The following is a 19,027-nucleotide window of genomic DNA, read 5'->3' as shown; positions in this document are numbered from 1 at the left end:
GCACCTGCTTTTTCTGTATCGGCCGAGCCACGCGGGCCCGGCAGAAACACAAGCTTATTGCTTGGCGGCGTCAGCAGCCGGAGCCGAAGCGTCAGCAGCCTTCTTGGCAGCCTTCTTGTGGTGGTGCTTCTTGGCCTTCTTGGCCTTCGGGGCAGCCTTTTCAGCAGCCGGAGCAGCAGCTGCGTCAGCAGCCGGAGCGGAGGCTTGGGCGAACACACCGGTGGCGAACAGGCCGGCGATCAGGGCAGCGATCAGCTTCTTCATGGTGAATCCTTTTATAGATCAGTGAGTTAACCAACGACCCGCTAAATGAGTCATCTGCAATAACGCAGCCCGTTACAGGCGCGTTGACATGTCGCGTTGAATTTTTTGTGAGGTGGGGCAAAAGCTTCGGTGCCCTGATCCGCCATGTGGCGCATGTTGCGCTGCGCAAGAAAGATGCCCAGTGCCCGGTGTGCCGCGGCAGCATTTCGGACCGGTCTGATTGGATGACGGCGCCCGCGCCTTGAAACTGCGAGCCGATTTTGCCCAAGGCCCACCGTGTCTATTCCGCCGACGTCCCTCCGCCCCACAGGGGCCGCCCAGCCCACCAAGCCTGCTCACTTCCGGCGCCGCGATTTTGTCCTCGGCTGCGGTACGTTGCTTCTGCTCGGCGCGGTGCCTGGCTTCCGTCCGCCTTCGCATGGCGATTCCGCTCTCGACGATTTCATGCTCGTGTCGCAGACGCTCTGCGGCGCTCCGCTGGACCGCCAGGCCGGTCTAGCCTGTTTCAGCCATTTGCACCAGGCTGGCGATCGCTTTGCCGAACACATCCAGACGCTTGCATGGCTGGTCCGGCGCAATCCTGGCCTGGACGGCGTGGGCCTTATGCGTTTGCTCGACGCCGACAACGCGTTCGACCTGCGCGCCGCGTTGGCCCGACTGGCGGATGCCTGGAATGCCCGGCTGGGAGCGGACCCCGGATCGATCGATGCCCGAGCCCGGATCGGCCGGGCTTCCGACGCCTGTCTGCCCGCCAGTTGACAGCAGCGCCGCCAAGTGCAGGAGTATGGCGGATGGTGAAATTTTCCGGCATAATGCGAAATTCACTCTTGTGTCTTATATAAGAGTTGCGGCCTGCGCGGGATGTGAGATTTGTGCGGTGCATCGTGAGCGCGTCATCGTAGGCCGTTAGAATCGCCAGTTCATTGCAGTGCGCCACGCCGGCCAACCCGAGAGCGGCGCGCTGTGCTGTCAACCCCCACCGTCCACCCGCTACCTGCGGTCTGCACTGGAGTCGTCCATGTATCAACACATCAAGGTCCCGGCCGGCGAGAAGATCACCGTCAACCAAGACTTCTCCCTCAACGTTCCGAACAACCCGATCATTCCGTACATCGAAGGTGACGGCACCGGCTTCGACATCACCCCGGTGATGATCAAGGTGGTCGACGCGGCGGTTGAGAAGGCTTACAAGGGCGAGCGCAAGATTTCCTGGATGGAAATCTACGCCGGCGAGAAGTCGACCAAGGTGTACGGCCCGGACGTGTGGCTGCCGGAAGAGACCCTGCAAGTCCTGAAGGACTACGTGGTGTCCATCAAGGGCCCGCTGACGACGCCGGTGGGCGGCGGCATCCGTTCGCTGAACGTGGCGCTGCGCCAGGAGCTGGACCTCTACGTCTGCCTGCGCCCGGTGCGCTACTTCAAGGGCGTGCCTTCGCCGGTCAAAGAGCCGGAGAAGACCGACATGGTCATCTTCCGTGAGAACTCGGAAGACATCTACGCCGGTATCGAATTCGAAGCCCAGAGCGACAAGGCCAAGAAGCTGATCAAGATTCTGCAAGACGAATTCGGCGTGAAGAAGATTCGCTTCCCGGAAACGTCGGGCATCGGCGTGAAGCCGGTTTCGCGCGAAGGCACGGAGCGTCTGGTGCGCAAGGCCATCCAGTATGCGATCGACAACGACAAGCCGTCGGTCACGATCGTGCACAAGGGCAACATCATGAAGTTCACGGAAGGTGGTTTCCGTGACTGGGCCTACGCGCTGGCACAGAAGGAATTCGGCGCCGAACTGATCGACGGCGGCCCGTGGTGCAAGTTCAAGAACCCGAAGACGGGCAAGGAAATCATCGTCAAGGACGCGATTGCCGACGCCTTCCTGCAGCAGATCCTGCTGCGTCCGGCCGAGTACTCGGTGGTGGCAACGCTGAACCTGAACGGCGACTACATCTCCGACGCCCTGGCTGCACAAGTTGGCGGTATCGGTATCGCCCCGGGTGCCAACCTGTCGGATTCGGTGGCGATGTTCGAAGCCACCCACGGCACGGCTCCCAAGTACGCAGGCAAGGACTACGTGAACCCGGGTTCGGAAATCCTGTCGGCTGAAATGATGCTGCGTCACATGGGCTGGACGGAAGCCGCTGACCTGATCATCTCGTCGATCGAGAAGTCGATCCTGTCGAAGAAGGTCACGTATGACTTCGCCCGTCTGCTGGAAGGCGCGACCCAAGTGTCGTGCTCGGGCTTCGGTCAAGTGATGATCGACAATATGTAAGCACGCGCTTCGCGGCTTCGGCCGTGATGCTAAGGAAAACCCCGGCAGCTTCGGCTGGCCGGGGTTTTTTTATTTCGCGCCGCCAACGGCCATCCGCAGACGCTCGCAGTTCTGGCCGCGTTCGCACGCGAAAAAAAGGGTGGGCGAGCGCCAACAAGCCCCAACGCCGGTGCTGCAACAACGGCGCTGCGGGCCCGTGCGCCGGGCCTCGCCCATTGCTCAGCAGGGGTGTTCGGGTTGCTCTGGCGAGTCCGCCGTGCTCGTTGCGGAATGCTCGGGGGCTGCGGCGCGCGGGGACAGGGCACGCAAAAACTCACGCGCAGCGCCAACGCCTTTCTGATATTCGGTAAGCGAATCGCCAGCCGGGGAATCGGCGGATTTGGTGATCGAACGGGTCACGGCATTCCTTTTCATCTGATGAACGGAACCGCGCCCAACCCTTGGTGGAGGGGTGGGCGAGCACAGGCAAGGTGGAAAACCGAGGTACAGCGATCGGCACGGCCGAAGCCGTTCAAGCCTGGCTCGCCCTAGGAGGAAGACGAAGCCAAGCCATAGTGTTTGAGGACAAGCACCTATGCTCGGCGCTTGCCCGCTATACCCGAGGTTTCCACACCTCGATCGCTTTCTCTATGGCACTGAAAGCGATGGCGCGAGTGTACCGATGGCCGCTTCGTCTGAGCAGGGGCGAAACTATAAATCAGAATTTGCCTAGGGGATGCGCATGCGCGGCGCGGATGCTGTTTCTCGCCGCTGCGCGTTCGGATGGTGCCTCAGTGCGGCAACCGCGTTGTGCCGGGCGATTGTGGCCCAGGCGAGCGCCCGCGCAATGCATCGCGCAGTCGCCGCACACCGCGCCACAGTTTGGGCAGCAGCCACACCGATACCAACAGCAGCAGCGCCAGCACCACCAGAAACGCAATCGGCAGGAAGAACGCCATCAACAAACCGCCGCTGGCAGCCACGTCTTCACTGAACGACGCCACCCAGTTCGAAAACGGCTCCGGCGACGTGTTGATCAGTGCGCGCGTGCCGGCCTTTGTGGCATGCGCGGTGCCGGCCAGCGTCCCGCCAATCAAGCCTGCGGCCACCATCCATTGCGGATCGAGCTGCCCGAACGCGGCGGCGGCCAGAATCGCACCCGCAGGCACGCGGATGAAGGTCTGGATGCCATCCCACACCGAATCGAAACCGGGAATCTTGTCGGCCAGGAATTCCGCCACCGCCAGCACACCGGCCAGGCCGATCACCCACCACGATTCCAGCATCTGCAGGCCGGGCGGCAAATGTAGCCAACCCGTGCGGCCCAGGACGCCCGCAGCAAATACGGCCAAGTAGAGGCGAAATCCGCTGGTCCAGGAGAGTCCGGCTGCCAGCGCGGCGGTTTCCAGCATGAGGTTCCTTGGGAGCGAAGAAGGGGCGGGCGAACGGTCAATCGATATTGCAGTGTAGTGCGCGCTCGCCTGCGCCGCGGCCTAAAGCAGCGATTTGCCCTGCGACAGGATCTTGTCGCAAGCGTGCCGGGTGATCTGCGATCTGAGGCTGCCCAGGTCGAATGTGTTGCCATCTGAGCCGGTGAGGATGCCATTTGTGCCCTCGATGGAACCCGGATTGCCCGAAACGGCGTGTTGCGCGCGGTGCACCGCCGTCTTTGTCCTGCGCCCGGGCAACAAAAAACCCGGCATGTCGCCGGGTTTTTTGCATTTGCGCACCCTCGCCATGCGGCAAGGTGCCGCACAACGCCCATCAGGCAGCCTGGATGTTGGTGGCCTGCTTGCCCTTCGGGCCTTGCGTCACTTCAAACGAGACGCGCTGATTTTCCTTGAGCGTCTTGAAGCCAGCCATTTGGATGGCCGAGAAATGCGCGAACAGCTCCTCGCCGCCTTCGTCAGGCGAGATGAAACCGAAACCCTTGGCGTCGTTAAACCATTTGACCGTACCGAGTGCCATGAAAACCCCTCCGTTAAATCACAAGTCAGAGCCGGGAGGGTATGCCTGTCGGGGCAGTGCAGAGCGGTACCGCGCAGTCATCGCCCGGCCGCCGGCCTGCGAGGCACGACGAATGGCGCGGGTGGAACCGCGCCGCAAGCGATCGGTCTTCTTGTGGCAAACACCACAGCCTGAAGCGGTTGTCGATCTGTTGTCGACTGGTGTGAGGCCTCCCGGGCTCACCATTCATGCGGCTCGCTGCCAACGGTTTGCGGGGCAGTAGGGCGCACATGTTGAATTCGATTGTTCGAGGAATGCAACAGACTGTCAAGGCCACAATAGGTGGGTCTGTGGCGAAAAACGGTCAGTTTCTGAAGAAGATTTGCTCGAAATCGAGTCGGTCGCCCCAAAGTACACAAAACGGCTGCCGTTTCAGGCCCGGACCTTGCGCCCGCTCCAGTCAGCCTGCAGGCGGTAAAACCCTTCGCGCCCGAGGGCTGATCGACGCACGCGGCATCGGGCAAACCGTTTGTAGACCTTGAAGTCGGCGTTATTTCCCCAAATTGCGAACTCGAAAGGAGTGGTTAGAATAAGACCATGGCAATCCGGCAAGCGACCACTCCACAACACGATGCAGGCACCGTCCTGGAGCGGAAAGAGCAAGCGCTCAAACCGCCCGCGATGTACAAGGTGCTGCTGCTCAACGACGACTACACCCCGATGGAATTCGTCGTGATGATTCTTCAGCAATACTTCAGCAAAGACCGGGAGACTGCCACACAGATCATGCTGACTGTGCATCGGGAAGGTAAGGGCGTGTGCGGTATCTACACTCGAGATATCGCCGCGACGAAAGTGGAATTGGTATCAACCCATGCACGGCAAGCGGGCCACCCGTTGCAGTGTGTGATGGAGGAAGCATGATCGCGCAAGAACTGGAAGTCAGCCTGCACATGGCGTTTGTCGAAGCCCGTCAGGCTCGCCACGAATTCATTACGGTGGAGCACCTGCTGCTTGCGCTGCTGGACAATCCGACCGCTGCGGAGGTGCTGCGCGCCTGCGCCGCCAATATCGAAGATCTCCGCACGCATCTGAAGAACTTCATCGCTGACAACACGCCCGTCGTGCCCGGCACGGACGAGGTCGACACGCAGCCGACGCTCGGCTTCCAGCGTGTGATCCAGCGCGCCATCATGCATGTGCAATCGACCTCCAACGGTAAGAAGGAAGTCACGGGGGCGAATGTGCTGGTGGCCATCTTCGGCGAGAAGGATTCGCACGCGGTGTACTACCTCCAGCAACAGGGCGTGACCCGGCTGGACGTCGTCAACTTCATCAGCCACGGCATCCGCAAGGATCAGGCTGAGCCCGCCAAGCAAGGCGAGGGCAACCCCGAAGGCGAAGGCGGCGACGGCAAGGAAAGCCCGCTCGAGCAGTTCACCCAGAACCTGAACGCGCTGGCCAAGGCTGGCAAGATCGATCCGCTGATCGGGCGCGAGCAGGAAGTCGAGCGCGTGGTGCAGGTTCTGTGCCGCCGCCGCAAGAACAATCCGCTGCTGGTGGGCGAGGCCGGTGTCGGCAAGACGGCCATCGCCGAGGGCCTGGCATGGCGCATCACCAAGGGCGAAGTGCCGGACATCCTCGCGAAGTCCGTCGTCTATTCGCTCGACATGGGCGCGCTGCTGGCCGGCACCAAGTACCGTGGCGACTTTGAACAACGCCTGAAGGGCGTGCTGAAGTCGCTCAAGGACAACCCGAACGCGATCCTGTTCATCGACGAAATCCATACGCTGATCGGCGCGGGCGCCGCTTCGGGCGGCACGCTGGACGCCAGCAATCTGCTCAAGCCGGCGCTGTCGTCGGGCGCGCTCAAATGCATCGGGGCGACGACGTTCACGGAATACCGCGGCATCTTTGAGAAGGACGCAGCACTGTCCCGCCGCTTCCAGAAGATCGACGTGGTGGAGCCGACGGTCGATCAGACCGTGCAGATTCTGCGTGGCCTGAAGTCGCGCTTTGAAGAACACCATGGCGTCAAGTACGCATCGTCGGCGCTGACCGCCGCGGCTGAATTGTCGGCGCGCTTCATCACCGATCGTCACCTGCCGGACAAGGCCATTGACGTGATCGACGAAGCCGGTGCAGCGCAGCGCATCCTGCCGAAGTCGAAGCAGAAGAAGACGATCGGCAAGGGCGAGATCGAGGACATCGTCTCGCGCATCGCCCGTGTCCCGCCGCAAAGCGTGTCGCAGGACGATCGCAGCAAGCTGCAGACGCTGGAGCGCGACCTGAAGTCGGTCGTGTTCGGGCAGGATCCTGCCATCGATGCGTTGGCTTCGGCCATCAAGATGTCGCGTGCCGGCCTGGGCAAGACGGATAAGCCGATCGGCTCGTTCCTGTTCAGCGGCCCGACGGGCGTGGGCAAGACGGAAGTCGCCAAGCAGCTCGCGTTCATCCTCGGCATCGAGCTGATCCGCTTCGACATGTCGGAGTACATGGAGCGCCATGCGGTGAGCCGGCTGATCGGCGCGCCTCCGGGCTACGTGGGCTTCGACCAAGGCGGTCTGCTGACGGAAGCCGTGACCAAGAAGCCGCACTGCGTGCTGCTGCTGGACGAGATCGAGAAGGCGCACCCGGACATCTTCAACATCCTGCTGCAGGTGATGGACCACGGCGCGCTGACGGACAACAACGGCCGCAAGGCGGATTTCCGCAACGTGATCATCATCATGACGACCAATGCGGGTGCCGAGACGATGAACAAGGCAACGATCGGTTTCACCACGGCGCGCGAACAGGGCGACGAGATGGCCGACATCAAGCGCATGTTCACGCCGGAGTTCCGCAACCGTCTGGACGCAACCATCAGCTTCCGCTCGCTGGATGAGGAAATCATCATGCGCGTGGTCGACAAGTTCCTCATGCAGCTGGAAGAGCAACTGCACGAGAAGAAGGTGGATGCCATCTTCACCGAGAAGCTGCGTCGCTTCCTGGCGAAGAAGGGCTTCGACCCGCTGATGGGCGCGCGCCCGATGCAGCGTTTGATTCAGGATCTGATCCGCAAGGCACTGGCCGACGAACTGCTGTTCGGCAAGCTGGTGAATGGCGGAAAGGTGGTCGTGGATCTGGACGATGCGGATGCGGTGAAGCTGGAGTTCTCCGAGAACGAAGCGCCGCCGGCACCTGCCCAGGAAGAAGCGGAAGCTTGACGCGCTTGTCGCACCAAACAAAAGGCCCGGACGTCCCGGGCCTTTTTTCTTATGCGTAGGCGATGTTGTCAGTGGCGCCCGGTGCTGCCGAAACCACCGGCACCGCGCTCGCTCTCGGCAAAGTCGTCGACGATGTTCAGCTCGGCTTGCACGACCGGCACGATCACCAGTTGTGCAAGACGCTCCATCGGATTGAGCACGAATGCCGTGCTGCCACGGTTCCACGTGCTGACCATGAGTTGGCCCTGGTAATCCGAATCGATCAGGCCGACCAGGTTGCCCAGCACGATGCCATGTTTGTGGCCCATGCCCGAGCGCGGCAGGATCAGCGCGGCATAGCCCGGATCGGCCAGGTGGATGGCCATGCCGGTCGGGACCAGATGCGTGGTGCCGGGCTCGATGGTGAGCGGGGCGTCGATGCAGGCGCGCAGGTCCAGCCCCGCGCTGCCGGTGGTGGCGTACTGAGGGAGCTGTTCGTGCAGGCGGGCGTCGAGGATCTTGACGTCGAGTTTCATGCGGGGCTGGCCGAAGAGGTTGCAGAAGCCGGAGATGGTAGCGCAAACGCCTCGGCCAGCAGCTCGTAGGAGCGCAGGCGCGCCTTGTAGCTTGGCGCGACGGTTAGCACGATCAGTTCATCGGCGACAAAGCGTTCTTTGAGCGCATGCATCTGCTCGGCGACGGATTCCGGCGTGCCGATGATGCTGCGCGGGCGCTCGCGCATGACGATGGCTTGGTCGCGCTCGGTGTAGACGTGGGCTTCGCCTTGTTCGACGGTGGGGATCGGGCCATTCACGCCAAGCGCCATTTGCACACGGCGCAGATCAATCGCAGCCTCGTAGCGGCGCGCCTCGGCTTCGGTGTCGGTGGCGATGACAAAGATGGCGGCGGCGCTATACGGGCGTGCATCGTAGCCGGGTTCGAAATCGGTGCGGTACTGCTGCGCAACGATGTGCCCGACGTGCGGATTGATGAAGTGCGCGAACGCGAAACGGATGCCCAGGCGAGCTGCGAGCGCGCCGCCGAAATCGCTGGAGCCGAGCACCCACAGTTCGGGTCGGGTATCGATCTCGGGCTGCAGGATGACGCCATAGGCGGGGTGATCCGGCGGCAGCGTGCCCGTCAGGTGCCAGATCAGTTCCTGCACCTGCTGCGGGAAGATGTCGCCGCGGTTGTAGTCACCCATGGCTACGGCCTGCGCGGTACGCATGTCGCCGCCCGGTGCGCGGCCGACGCCCAGGTCGATGCGGTTCGGAAACAGCGCCTCCAGCAGGCGGAACTGCTCGGCCAACTTGAACGGGCTGTAGTACGGCAGCATCACACCGCCGGAGCCGACGCGCAGGTGCTTCGTGGCGCTTGCCACGCGGGCGATCATCACTTCCGGCGCAGGGTTGCTGACGCCGCGCAGGCCGTGGTGTTCTGCGCACCAGTAGCGCGTGTAGCCGAGCGCATCCGTCAGTTGCGCCAGGTCGACCGTCGCGGCGATGGCATCGCGCGCGCTGTGGCCGTAGATGACGGGGCTTTGGTCCAGGACCGATAGACGAATCGGTGCGGGGCTCATGACCGTGCTCCGTGCACGCGGTCGGCGATGGCTGCGACGATCTGGCGCGCGAGCGTCAGCTTGTCGGCACGCGGCAGGCGCGTGATCCCCTTTGCATCGAAGAGCGCCACTTCGTTGTCGTCGCGGCCGAAAGTCTGGTGGCCGAGATTGCCGACCAGCAACGGGATGCCTTTTTTCTGACGCTTGGCCTCGCCGAACTCCTCCAGGCGTTCGGTTTCTGCTGCAAAGCCGACGCAGAACGGCGCATTCGCACGACGTGCCACGGCGGCCAGGATGTCCGGGTTTTGCGTGAACGTAAGTGTCGGTACGTCGGAATCGCTCTGCTTCTTGAGCTTCTGCTCCGCGGCTTGGGCCACGCGCCAATCCGCCACGGCGGCCACGGCAATGAAGATGTCGTTCTTCGTGGTGTCCAGTTCGCGCATGACGGCATCGTGCATCTGCTGGGCGGTCTGCACATCGATGCGCAATACGCCCGCAGGCGTTTCCTGATGGCACGGCCCAGCGACGAGCGTGACTTCGGCACCGGCCTGCGATGCCGCCCGCGCCAAGGCAAAGCCCATCTTGCCGCTGGACAGGTTCGTGATGCCGCGCACCGGGTCGATTGGCTCGAAGGTCGGGCCCGCCGTCAACAGCAGGCGGTGGCCGCGCAGCAGCTTGGGCTGGAAGAAGCCGATGAGTTGCTCGACGATGTCTTCCGGCTCGAGCATGCGGCCGTCGCCGACTTCGCCGCAGGCCTGGTCGCCGGCATCGGGGCCGAGCAGGGTGACGTCGTCGGCGCGCAGTTGGGCGGCATTGCGTTGTGTGGCTGGTGCGGCCCACATCTGCCGGTTCATCGCGGGCGCCACGAGCAGGGGGCAATCACGTGCGATGCATAGCGTAGAGAGCAGATCGTCTGCCATGCCATGCGCGAGCTTGGCCAGAAAGTCGGTGGACGCCGGCGCGATGACGATGGCATCGGCCTCGCGCGACAGGTCGATGTGCGGCATGTTGTTGCCAATGCGGCCATCCCACTGCGACGTAAAGACCGGGCGGCCGGAAAGCGCCTGCATCGTCACCGGTGTGATGAAGTGCGCGGCGGCCTCGGTCATCACGACCTGCACGGTCGCGCCGGCCTTGGTCAACAGCCGCACCAGCTCGGCGGACTTGTAGCACGCGATGCCGCCGGTCAGGCCGAGGACGAAATGTTTGCCTTGCAGTTCCATAACAACCCGCTTGGGAATCCGATTGACTCAATATGCGTGGGCAGGATACAACCCGGTGCCCGGGCTTCCTGCTGAACAGTGGCGATGATACCGGCTTGCCCTACGGCGCGTGTGGCGCCACGGTTTTTCGTCAAATGCGTATTCCCGATATGGTTTTCGGTCGTTCGACAGTTCGCGGTGTCCTCGCCTGGATTGGCGGTTGCGCCATTGTTGCAATGGTGTTCAGTGCCGTGCTCGTCTGCGGGGCCAAAAGTTGGTTGCGCGAGGAGCCGAGGCTTGCACACGCCGACGTGATCGTCGTGCTGGGCGGCGAATCGGGTCAGCGGGTAATTGGCGCGGCCGAGCTGTACCACGCAGGCGCGGCGCCCCGCGTGTTCGTGAGCGGGCAGGGCGATTGCCTGCTGATCGAACGTCGCTTGGTGATGGCGGGTGTGCCCGCAGAGCGCATCGGCCACGAATGTGTGTCAGGCAGCACGATGGAAAATGCGCGGATGACACGCCAGACGCTAGCGGGCCAGCAGGTGCAAAGCGCAATACTGGTCACGAGCTGGTATCACACCGGTCGGGCGCTGGCCGTGTTTCGCAAGGAGTGGCCGGAAATCACGTGGGGTGCGCAGGGCGTATTCCCGGGCGACACGCTGGCCAAGTCGGTGCCGGTCTACGAAGCCGGCTCGATTCTTGCCGAGTACGTAAAGCGGGCGTGGTACGCCGTGCGCTACTGAACCCGGGCCTTACTCAGCGCGCACGGGCCGGGCATCGGCGGCCAAGTCGCCCAGCGAGGGCGGATCGCGTCGCGCTGGTAGAAATCCCGCAACCAGTCGCGCAGCGCGCTGCTGGCGTGGAGATGCGCCGAGATGCCGCCGAAGACGGCGAGCTTCGGGGGGGTGACCTTCTGCGCGATGCCGCCGGCCGGGCCGGTGCGCAGCGCTCAGAACGCCGCATCGAGGCGGATGACCGGCGCGGCAACCATCGATGTACCTTGCCCGGCGCCTCGCCGCTCAGATGGACCAGCGCGTCCTGTTCGTGGCGATGCGCGGGCCGGCCTCATCGAGGCACAGCACCGCTTCGCCGTTCCAATGCTGGAGGTCTGACACGGCAGTCTTAGCGACGCACGCGCCGCAATTCGTCGACGATCAGCAGCACCGCACCGATGGTGATGCCGCAGTCCGCCACGTTGAAGGCCGGCCAGTGGTAGTTGTGCAGGTAGAAGTCGAGAAAGTCGACCACGTGGCCGTAGATGACGCGGTCGATCACGTTGCCCAGCGCGCCGCCCAGAATCAGCGCCAGCGCGAAGCAGAACATCTTCTGCCCGCTGTGCCGCTTGAGCAGCCACACGATGAACAGCGCCGCCGCCACGCCCAGCCCCGTGAAGAACCAGCGCTGCCAGCCCCCCGCCGCGGCCAGGAACGAAAACGCCGCTCCCTTGTTATAGGCGAGCACCAGGTTGAAGAAGCCGGTGATCGGCCGCGACTCGCCGTACGTGAAGGTTTTGAGGACGGCGATCTTGGTCAACTGGTCCAGCAGGATCCAGATGACGGCCAGGCCCAGCCAGGGGCCCACGCCATGACCGCCGCTGCTCTTCTTCATCCCGATCGATTTGCTCTTGCCGTTGTTGCGAGTGGCCATCAGGCAGCGCTCCGTTGTTCGCCGGCGCCGAACAGGTTGTCGGTGCAGCGCTTGCAGAGGGTCGGGTGGGCGTGGTCGTGGCCGACGTCGGCGCGGTAGTGCCAGCAGCGCTCGCACTTGGCGTGCGGCGACGGCACCACGGTGATGAGCAGATCGCCGCCTTCCGGCGCGCGTTCCAGCTTGGCCGCCGACGTGATCAGCACGAAGCGCAGATCGTCGCCGAGGCTGGCCAGCGCGTCATGCACCGATTCGCCCGCCGACACCGTCACTTCGGCCTGCAGCGACGAGCCGATCTTGCCATCGATGCGTAGCGCTTCCAGTTGCTTGGTCACTTCTCCGCGCACGTTGCGGATGGCGGCCCACTTCTCCAGCAGGGCGCTGGCGCCTTGCGGCACTGGAGCGTTGTAATACGTGCTGGTGAAGATGGTGTCGGTGTGCTCGGTGCCGTGTGCGAAGACCTGCCATGCCTCTTCGGCCGTGAACGACAGGAACGGCGCCATCCAGTGCAGCATGGCCTGGGTGATGTGATACAGCGCGTTCTGTGCCGAGCGGCGCGCCACGGAATCGGGCGCCGTGGTGTACAGGCGGTCCTTCAGCACGTCGAGGTAGAAGCCGCCCAGGTCTTCCGAGCAGAACGTCTGCAGCTTGGCGACCACCGGGTGGAACTCGTACACGTCGTAGTGCGAAAGAACTTCCTTTTGCAGCGAATCCGTCAACGCCACGGCATAGCGGTCGATTTCCAGCCATTGCTCGGTCGGCAGGGCGTGCTTGGCGTGGTCGTAATCGGTCAGGTTGGCGAGCAGGAAGCGCAGCGTGTTGCGGATGCGGCGATAGCCTTCCACCACGCGCTTCAGGATCTCATCCGAGATGGCCAGTTCGCCCGAGTAGTCGGTCGAGGCCACCCACAGGCGGATGATCTCGGCGCCCATCTTGTTGGCGATTTCCTGCGGCGCGATCGTGTTGCCGATCGACTTGGACATCTTCCGGCCTTCGCCGTCGACCGTGAAGCCGTGCGTGAGCAGGCCCTTGTATGGCGGCTTGCCGTACAGCATCGAAGCCGTCAGCAGCGACGAATGGAACCAGCCGCGGTGCTGGTCGGAACCTTCCAAGTACAGATCAGCCAAGCGGCCGTCCGGCAAGTCGGCCGATGCATCGTACAGATCCGCCGCATGCGAGCCACGGATGACGTGCCAGTGCGTCGTGCCCGAGTCGAACCACACGTCGAGCGTGTCGCGATTCTTCTCGTACATGTCAGCCTCGTCGCCGAGCAGCTCCCGCGGGTCGAGCGTCTGCCAGGCTTCGATGCCGCTTTGTTCGATGCGCTGGGCCACCTGCTCCAGCAGTTCGGGCGTACGCGGGTGCAGCGCGCCGGTTTCCTTGTGCACGAAGAAGGCCATCGGCACACCCCATTGGCGCTGCCGCGAGAGCGTCCAGTCCGGGCGGTTGGCAATCATATTGTGAAGGCGCTGCTTGCCCCACGACGGGTAGAACGCGGTGGCATCGATGCCTGCCAGCGCCGTTTCACGCAGCGTGCTGTTGCCGTCGTTAGGCTGCACGTCCATCCCCGCAAACCACTGCGACGTGGCGCGATAGATGATCGGCGTCTTGTGGCGCCAGCAGTGCATGTAGCTATGCGCGTACTTGTGCGCATCGAACAGGTTGCCCGATTCGCGCAGCACTTCGACGATCTTCGGGTTGGCATCCCAGATCATCTGGCCGCCGAACAGCGGCAGCGTCGACGCGTACACGCCGTTGCCCATCACCGGGTTGATGATTTCCGAGTCGGGCATGTTGTGGGCCTTGCACGACTGGAAGTCTTCCACGCCGTAGGCGGGCGCGGAGTGGACGATGCCGGTACCGGTGTCGATGGTCACGTAGTCGCCCAGATAGACCGGCGAGGTGCGATCGTACCCCGCGTCCATCTTGGCGAGCGGATGGTGGAAACGTACGCCCGACAGGGCTGCGCCTTCGCACGTGGCCAGGACGGTGCCTTCGAGCTTCCAGCTTTGCAGGCAGGCTTCGACGCGCTCCTTGGCAACGATCAGCAGCCCGCGCGCCGTGTCGACCAGCGCGTATTCGATTTCCGGGTGCAGGTTCAGCGCCTGGTTGGACGGAATCGTCCACGGCGTGGTGGTCCAGATCACGATCCAACCCGGCTTGGCCTTGAGCACATCGGCGCCGACGTGGAAGGCGCTCGCCAGCGCGTCGATGTCGGCGAACGGGAAGCCGACGTCGATCGACAGGTCGGTACGATCCGCATATTCGACTTCCGCTTCGGCCAATGCCGAGCCGCAGTCGAAGCACCAGTTGACCGGCTTCAGGCCGCGGAACACGTAGCCCTTTTCCAGGATCTTGCCCAGCGCACGCACTTCATCCGCTTCGTTGCGGAAGTTCATGGTCAGGTACGGATCGGCCCAGTCGCCCAGCACGCCCAGGCGTTCGAAATCCGCCTTCTGGCGAGCGATCTGGCCCGTGGCGTAGGCACGCGCTTTCTCTTGTACTTCCTTGACCGGCAGGCCCTTGCCGAACTGCTTTTCGATCTGGATTTCGATCGGCATGCCGTGGCAATCCCAGCCCGGCACATAGACGGCGTCCAGCCCGGTCAGGCCGCGCGCCTTGATCACCATGTCCTTGAGGATCTTGTTGACCGCATGGCCGATGTGCAGATCGCCGTTGGCATACGGCGGGCCGTCGTGAAGGATGAACTTCTTCGCGCCCTTCCGCGCGGCGCGGATCTTCTTGTAGAGCTGCTTGTCCTGCCATTGCTTGACCCACAGCGGTTCGCGCTTGGGCAGGTCGCCGCGCATGGGGAAGGGCGTGTCCAGCAGGTTGACCGGGTACTTGCTCTTCTCCGGCGTAGGCTTCTTGGAATCGGACATGGTGTGATGTGGGGCAGATTCAGGCAATTCGGGTGGGTGCAGGCGCGGCTGAGAGTGCAGGACGCGCGTGCGCAGCGTGTGGCTTCTGGGCGGCGAACGTGTCGGCCGCCTACTGAATTCGGTCGGTGGCGGAGGTGGCGAAGTCGCGCCGAAGCGTTGGAGACTCGCCGGCCGGCGGAACAGGCAGGCCGAAGAACTGCCGCGCGTGAACGCAGTCCTGCGCGATGGCGTCCTTGAGCGCATCGAGCGAATCGTAGCGAGCCTCGTCGCGCAGCTTCTTCATGAATTCCACGCGGACCAGCTTGCCGTAGACGCTGGCGTGGTAATCGAAGATATGCACTTCCAGCAGCACGCGGCCGGAGTCGTCCACCGTCGGGCGTACGCCAATGCTGGCGACGGCCGGCAGCGGTTTTTCGGCCAACCCGTGCACCTGCACGACAAAGATGCCGGCCACTGCCGGCTTGCGGTGCGAGATGCGCAGATTCAGCGTCGGGAAGCCGAGCGAACGGCCGAGCTTTTGCCCGTGCACCACGTGCCCGCTGATGGCGTAACCGTGACCGAGCAGGCGGCGGGCATGTTCGAGGTCGCCTGCGGCCAGCGCCTCGCGCACCGCCGAGCTGGAGATGCGGATGCCGGACTCCGACACCGAGCCCATCTGCTCGACCTCAAAGCCGAACTGCGCGCCGGCTGCCTGCAGGTAGGTGAAATCTCCGGCGCGCTTGGCGCCAAAGCGGAAGTCGTCGCCCACCAGCAGCCAGCGCGCGTGGAGACCATCCACCAGAACGTTGCGGACGAATTCGTCGGGCGTCTGCGCGGCGAAATGCGCGTTGAAATGCTCCACGACCACGCGGTCGACGCCCTGTCGGCGCAGGCTTTCCAGCTTGTCGCGCAGCAGGGCAATGCGGGTGGGCGCGCGGTCCGGCATGAAGAATTCGCGCGGATGCGGCTCGAACGTCATGACCGTCAGCGGCAATCCGCGTGCGTCGGCCGCCGCGCGTGCGCGGGCCAGCAGAGACTGGTGCCCGCGGTGCACGCCGTCGAAGTTGCCGATGGTCAACGCGCAGGGCGCGCGACTTTCGGCGTTGGGCAGGCCGCGAAAGACTTTCACGAGAAGCGTCGGTGGTCGAAGAAGGAAGAAGTGCTTTTTTGAACCGGATTGGCGCGGTACCTGGCCAAAATCCAGCAAAACGCACATTATATAAGGGATTGCCCCCTCCCCGGCGGGTCAAGGGAGGATGAAGCTGGGTGTTGCACAATCGTCCGAACGATGCGCCCGCGCGGTTCATGCTTGCGGCACAATCCGGTATCCAGTTTCTTGCCGACATCTCCTTGAACGCCTCGCTGCGCCTTTTCTTCGCCAAGTTCGGGCTTGCCAGCCGCGCGCCGCTTGAACTGGATGCCCGAGCCAAGCTGCTCGCTGCCGTGCATCGCGGGGCGCCCATGGGGATTGCCGCCTCGGTCGTCTTGCCTGCCTTGACGGTCGCCGCGTTCTGGGATGCCTCCAACCGACCGGGGCTGTTGGGCTGGTGCCTGATCATGCTGTGCCTGACGGCGTCGGGCCTGCGCTTCTATTTCGGCTATCGCTACGACCTGACCCGCATGACGTTGGCCGCGCACACCCGCAAGTGGTGGACGGGCATGCACGTCATGTCGGCGGTGGGCGGGGTGGCGTGGGGCTGCTCGGCGGGGCTGTATCTGATGTCGCCGTCGCTGGAGTTCAGCAGCCTGCTGATGATCGTGATCATCGGTGTGGCGGCGGCGGCGGTGTTGTCGCAAGCGCCGGTGCCGTCGAGCCTCCTGATCCTCGGAACGGGCATCGTGGCGCCGCACTTTTTGCTGGCCGAGCAGGCGTTTCCGGGGCACGGGCTGTATTTGCGCGGCGTGCTTCTGTTCTTTGCGGCGCTGCTGACCCGGCATGCCGTCAACATCCATAACACGCTGGTGCGCGAAATCCAGCTGGAGAACGAGAGCCGCCAGCTCGCGCGCCGCTACCAGGATGAAAAGCAGCGCGCGTTGTCGGCGTCGGAAGAAAAATCGCGCTTCCTGGCTGCGGCCAGCCACGACTTGCGTCAGCCGGTGCATGCAATTGTGCTGCTGGTGGAGGCGTTGCGGGCGCGCAATCAGTCGGAATCCTTGGCGCCGCTGGTGGAGCAACTCGCCTCGGGCGCCGCGACCATCGATCTGCTGTTCCGCTCGCTGCTGGACCTGTCCAAGCTGGAGAGCCGCAAGACCTCGCCGACGCTGGAGCCGGTGGATCTGGGCGAGGTGATCACCGAGGTGGTCCAGCAATTCATGCCGGATGCCCGCGCCAAGGGCCTGACGCTGACGGCGCGCATTCCGCCGCTGCCGGTATACGGGATGGCCGAGCCGGTGCTGCTGCGCCGGGCCCTGTTCAACCTGCTGCAGAACGCGCTGCGCTACACCGAGCGCGGTGGCGTGATGGTGGCGCTGCGCGTGCGCCAGAAGCATTTACGAATCGAGGTGTGGGATACCGGTATCGGCATCGCGCCTGAGCATCAGAAAGACATTTTTTCGACCTACTACCAGGTCGAAAACCCAGAACGCGATCCGAGCCAGGGCTTGGGTTTGGGGCTGTCGATCTACAAGGAATGCGTGCGTCTGCTGCGCGGCACGTTCGGCGTGCGCTCGGTGCCGGGGCGCGGCTCGATGTTCTGGATGGCGCTCCGGCCGGTGCCCGCCGATATCAAGGCGCCGCTGGCCACGCAGCCGCGCGCCGAGCAAAAGCGCGCCGTGCTCGATCAGCCGCGATTCTCAGGCGTGGTACTGGTCGTGGACGACGACCCGCAGATCCGCAAGGCGTGGCACGCGCTGCTCGAAGCGTGGGGCGTGGAAGTCCACAGTGCCGCCGATGGCCGCTCCGCCGAGCAACTGCTGGCGCGCGGCATCCGCCCGCAGATCATCTTCTGCGACTTGCGCCTGCCCGGCGAGGAAGACGGCCTGCAACTGCTTGAGCGCTGGCAGGTTAGCCACCCCGATGCCCACGCCGTGCTGCTGACCGGCGATCGCAACTCCGCCGCCCTGGCGCGTGCCGAAGAAGCCGGCTATCTGCTGCTCGCCAAGCCCATGGACCCGAACATGCTGCGGGTGCTGCTCAAGCGCTGGCTGCGCGGCCGCTCAGCCGAGCCGCAGGTGGCCTACTGATACGGATGGGAATGTAAAACGGCGCCGTCGATGGCGGCGCGGGATTCAAGAGGCCAGACGCTCAGTTCAGGCCGCGCCCGTCAGGCGAAAACGCTCCATGCGCGAAATGATCTGAATGCGCGTGCGCACGCCCAGCCGCTGCAAAATCGCCGAGACGTGCTCTTTGACGGTGTTTTCCGTCAGGCCCAGCTGACGTGCAATCGACTTGTTCGGCAGACCTTCCAGCAGCAACGCGAGCACCGAGCCCTGCCGCGGCGTCAGTCCCAGTTCGGCCGGCGTGATGGGGATGCCGTGCGAAGCGCCGCCCTTGCCATTGATGCCGCCCATATCGTCTTCCGACGGGAAGGACGCATCGCCGCCAAAGATGCCGGCCACTGCCTTGGAGAACGCATGCGCATCGGCGTGCTTGCCGATGAAGCCGATGGCGCCCAGCGCTTGGGCCTTGGCGACGATTTCCGGCGTGTTTTCCGCCGACATGAAGGCAAAGCGCGCTTCAGGCAGTTTGCCGCGCAGCTCGCGCATGGCGTCGAAGCCGGTGCAGTCGGACAGCCACACGTCCAGCAGCACGACGTCCGGACGGACGCCTTCTTCGACCAGCGCAAGCGCCTGGCGACGGCCAATGGCCGCGTGCACCTGAACTTCAGGCAAGGCGTGTGCAAGAAATGTGGTCGTGCCAGACAAGGCGAGAGGGTGGTCGTCGACCACCAGCAGGCTACGCAGCGAGCTCGTCATTCTTATTCCCCGGTGAGGGCAGAGCCCTCTTGTTGTTGTACGCGTGTCGACCCGGCGCGGGCGATGGCCGACGGGCCGGGCGTATCACCCTGTGCCGATCGACCGTCACGGTATCGCCCGCACGATGTTGCAGCGCAGGACGAACGGACGTTTGATTTGCGTCGAATCATCGCGAGCTGCACACCCGACCCCTCGGGAGC

At 63.9% G+C, this 19,027-nt stretch carries 17 protein-coding genes; 6 read left to right on the top strand and 11 right to left on the bottom strand.

The features are described from left to right. Nucleotides 1-54: 54 nt before the first annotated feature. Nucleotides 55-264 (bottom strand): hypothetical protein, encoded by a 210-nt coding sequence (locus tag N5B55_RS11900; RefSeq protein ID WP_009241324.1) that lies wholly within the window; start codon nucleotides 262-264, stop codon nucleotides 55-57. A 276-nt stretch (nucleotides 265-540) separates the two neighbouring features. Here N5B55_RS11900 and N5B55_RS11895 point away from each other — a divergent pair, with 276 nt between their 5' ends. Next, a complete protein-coding gene (locus N5B55_RS11895) occupies nucleotides 541-1,023 on the top strand; it encodes a sugar dehydrogenase complex small subunit (RefSeq protein WP_304538273.1) in 483 nt (160 codons plus the stop codon). Nucleotides 1,024-1,282: 259 nt separating this feature from the next. Beyond that, complete coding sequence (gene icd, locus N5B55_RS11890) at nucleotides 1,283-2,533, top strand: NADP-dependent isocitrate dehydrogenase (protein ID WP_004631917.1); 1,251 nt, start codon at nucleotides 1,283-1,285, stop codon at nucleotides 2,531-2,533. Between the two features lie 770 nt (nucleotides 2,534-3,303). Here the strand turns inward: icd and N5B55_RS11885 are convergent. The 3 genes from N5B55_RS11885 to N5B55_RS11875 form a co-directional block, all read right to left on the bottom strand. Then, nucleotides 3,304-3,924, bottom strand: coding sequence for a DUF4126 domain-containing protein (locus N5B55_RS11885; protein ID WP_027680717.1), 621 nt, complete (start codon nucleotides 3,922-3,924; stop codon nucleotides 3,304-3,306). Between the two features lie 81 nt (nucleotides 3,925-4,005). Next, nucleotides 4,006-4,251 carry a DUF2501 domain-containing protein gene (locus N5B55_RS11880; RefSeq protein WP_304538272.1) on the bottom strand — a complete coding sequence of 82 codons (246 nt, stop codon included), beginning with the start codon at nucleotides 4,249-4,251 and terminating at the stop codon, nucleotides 4,006-4,008. A gap of 25 nt (nucleotides 4,252-4,276) precedes the next feature. Then, nucleotides 4,277-4,480 (bottom strand): cold-shock protein, encoded by a 204-nt coding sequence (locus N5B55_RS11875; RefSeq protein ID WP_004631953.1) that lies wholly within the window; start codon nucleotides 4,478-4,480, stop codon nucleotides 4,277-4,279. 576 nt (nucleotides 4,481-5,056) lie between these two features. Between N5B55_RS11875 and clpS the strand changes: the two genes are divergently transcribed. Then, nucleotides 5,057-5,383, top strand: a complete 327-nt coding sequence (gene clpS, locus N5B55_RS11870) for an ATP-dependent Clp protease adapter ClpS (RefSeq protein WP_003261876.1) — start codon at nucleotides 5,057-5,059, stop codon at nucleotides 5,381-5,383. Further along, complete coding sequence (clpA, locus tag N5B55_RS11865) at nucleotides 5,380-7,668, top strand: ATP-dependent Clp protease ATP-binding subunit ClpA (RefSeq protein WP_012762704.1); 2,289 nt, start codon at nucleotides 5,380-5,382, stop codon at nucleotides 7,666-7,668. The genes clpS and clpA overlap by 4 nt, the downstream gene beginning before the upstream one ends. 68 nt (nucleotides 7,669-7,736) lie before the next feature. Here the strand turns inward: clpA and dut are convergent, their stop codons facing one another. Genes dut through coaBC form a run of 3 tightly spaced genes read right to left on the bottom strand, consistent with a single transcriptional unit; the run spans nucleotide 7,737 to nucleotide 10,428 of the window. After that, a complete protein-coding gene (gene dut / locus N5B55_RS11860) occupies nucleotides 7,737-8,183 on the bottom strand; it encodes a dUTP diphosphatase (RefSeq protein ID WP_024974963.1) in 447 nt (148 codons plus the stop codon). Then, the gene (locus N5B55_RS11855) at nucleotides 8,180-9,226 is read right to left on the bottom strand and encodes an LLM class flavin-dependent oxidoreductase (protein WP_304538271.1); all 1,047 of its coding nucleotides are present in this window, start codon (nucleotides 9,224-9,226) and stop codon (nucleotides 8,180-8,182) included. The genes dut and N5B55_RS11855 overlap by 4 nt, the downstream gene beginning before the upstream one ends. Then, nucleotides 9,223-10,428 carry a bifunctional phosphopantothenoylcysteine decarboxylase/phosphopantothenate--cysteine ligase CoaBC gene (coaBC, locus tag N5B55_RS11850; protein ID WP_304538270.1) on the bottom strand — a complete coding sequence of 402 codons (1,206 nt, stop codon included), beginning with the start codon at nucleotides 10,426-10,428 and terminating at the stop codon, nucleotides 9,223-9,225. The genes N5B55_RS11855 and coaBC overlap by 4 nt, the downstream gene beginning before the upstream one ends. 149 nt (nucleotides 10,429-10,577) lie before the next feature. Between coaBC and N5B55_RS11845 the strand changes: the two genes are divergently transcribed. Then, nucleotides 10,578-11,150: a YdcF family protein gene (locus tag N5B55_RS11845; protein WP_304539790.1), complete on the top strand. Its 573-nt coding sequence runs from the start codon at nucleotides 10,578-10,580 to the stop codon at nucleotides 11,148-11,150. 379 nt (nucleotides 11,151-11,529) lie between these two features. Here the strand turns inward: N5B55_RS11845 and lspA are convergent, their stop codons facing one another. The 3 genes from lspA to N5B55_RS11830 form a co-directional block, all read right to left on the bottom strand. Beyond that, on the bottom strand, nucleotides 11,530-12,054 hold the full coding sequence (gene lspA / locus N5B55_RS11840; RefSeq protein WP_012762700.1) for a signal peptidase II: 525 nt from the start codon (nucleotides 12,052-12,054) through the stop codon (nucleotides 11,530-11,532). Then, nucleotides 12,054-14,933 carry an isoleucine--tRNA ligase gene (ileS, locus tag N5B55_RS11835; protein ID WP_304538269.1) on the bottom strand — a complete coding sequence of 960 codons (2,880 nt, stop codon included), beginning with the start codon at nucleotides 14,931-14,933 and terminating at the stop codon, nucleotides 12,054-12,056. The genes lspA and ileS overlap by 1 nt, the downstream gene beginning before the upstream one ends. A 109-nt stretch (nucleotides 14,934-15,042) precedes the next feature. Then, complete coding sequence (locus N5B55_RS11830) at nucleotides 15,043-16,041, bottom strand: bifunctional riboflavin kinase/FAD synthetase (protein WP_304538268.1); 999 nt, start codon at nucleotides 16,039-16,041, stop codon at nucleotides 15,043-15,045. Between the two features lie 221 nt (nucleotides 16,042-16,262). Between N5B55_RS11830 and N5B55_RS11825 the strand changes: the two genes are divergently transcribed. After that, a complete protein-coding gene (locus N5B55_RS11825) occupies nucleotides 16,263-18,095 on the top strand; it encodes an ATP-binding response regulator (protein WP_304539789.1) in 1,833 nt (610 codons plus the stop codon). A gap of 66 nt (nucleotides 18,096-18,161) precedes the next feature. Here the strand turns inward: N5B55_RS11825 and N5B55_RS11820 are convergent, their stop codons facing one another. After that, nucleotides 18,162-18,827, bottom strand: coding sequence for a response regulator transcription factor (locus N5B55_RS11820; protein ID WP_004631976.1), 666 nt, complete (start codon nucleotides 18,825-18,827; stop codon nucleotides 18,162-18,164). Nucleotides 18,828-19,027: the final 200 nt, after the last annotated feature.

Source organism: Ralstonia pickettii, assembly GCF_030582395.1.
GTDB classification, from domain to species: domain Bacteria; phylum Pseudomonadota; class Gammaproteobacteria; order Burkholderiales; family Burkholderiaceae; genus Ralstonia; species Ralstonia pickettii_D.
The sequence above is the reverse complement of the archived record's forward strand: the minus strand, read 5'-3'. Positions and strand labels throughout refer to the sequence as shown.

Excerpts from the sequence above, each read along its gene's own strand:
- N5B55_RS11900 (WP_009241324.1), bottom strand. The coding sequence starts at position 264 with ATGAAGAAGCTGATCGCTGCCCTGATCGCCGGCCTGTTCGCCACCGGT.
- icd (WP_004631917.1), top strand. The coding sequence starts at position 1,283 with ATGTATCAACACATCAAGGTCCCGGCCGGCGAGAAGATCACCGTCAAC.
- N5B55_RS11885 (WP_027680717.1), bottom strand. The coding sequence starts at position 3,924 with ATGCTGGAAACCGCCGCGCTGGCAGCCGGACTCTCCTGGACCAGCGGA.
- N5B55_RS11880 (WP_304538272.1), bottom strand. The coding sequence starts at position 4,251 with ATGGCGAGGGTGCGCAAATGCAAAAAACCCGGCGACATGCCGGGTTTT.
- N5B55_RS11875 (WP_004631953.1), bottom strand. The coding sequence starts at position 4,480 with ATGGCACTCGGTACGGTCAAATGGTTTAACGACGCCAAGGGTTTCGGT.
- clpS (WP_003261876.1), top strand. The coding sequence starts at position 5,057 with ATGGCAATCCGGCAAGCGACCACTCCACAACACGATGCAGGCACCGTC.
- clpA (WP_012762704.1), top strand. The coding sequence starts at position 5,380 with ATGATCGCGCAAGAACTGGAAGTCAGCCTGCACATGGCGTTTGTCGAA.
- dut (WP_024974963.1), bottom strand. The coding sequence starts at position 8,183 with ATGAAACTCGACGTCAAGATCCTCGACGCCCGCCTGCACGAACAGCTC.
- N5B55_RS11855 (WP_304538271.1), bottom strand. The coding sequence starts at position 9,226 with ATGAGCCCCGCACCGATTCGTCTATCGGTCCTGGACCAAAGCCCCGTC.
- coaBC (WP_304538270.1), bottom strand. The coding sequence starts at position 10,428 with ATGGAACTGCAAGGCAAACATTTCGTCCTCGGCCTGACCGGCGGCATC.
- N5B55_RS11845 (WP_304539790.1), top strand. The coding sequence starts at position 10,578 with ATGGTTTTCGGTCGTTCGACAGTTCGCGGTGTCCTCGCCTGGATTGGC.
- lspA (WP_012762700.1), bottom strand. The coding sequence starts at position 12,054 with ATGGCCACTCGCAACAACGGCAAGAGCAAATCGATCGGGATGAAGAAG.
- ileS (WP_304538269.1), bottom strand. The coding sequence starts at position 14,933 with ATGTCCGATTCCAAGAAGCCTACGCCGGAGAAGAGCAAGTACCCGGTC.
- N5B55_RS11820 (WP_004631976.1), bottom strand. The coding sequence starts at position 18,827 with ATGACGAGCTCGCTGCGTAGCCTGCTGGTGGTCGACGACCACCCTCTC.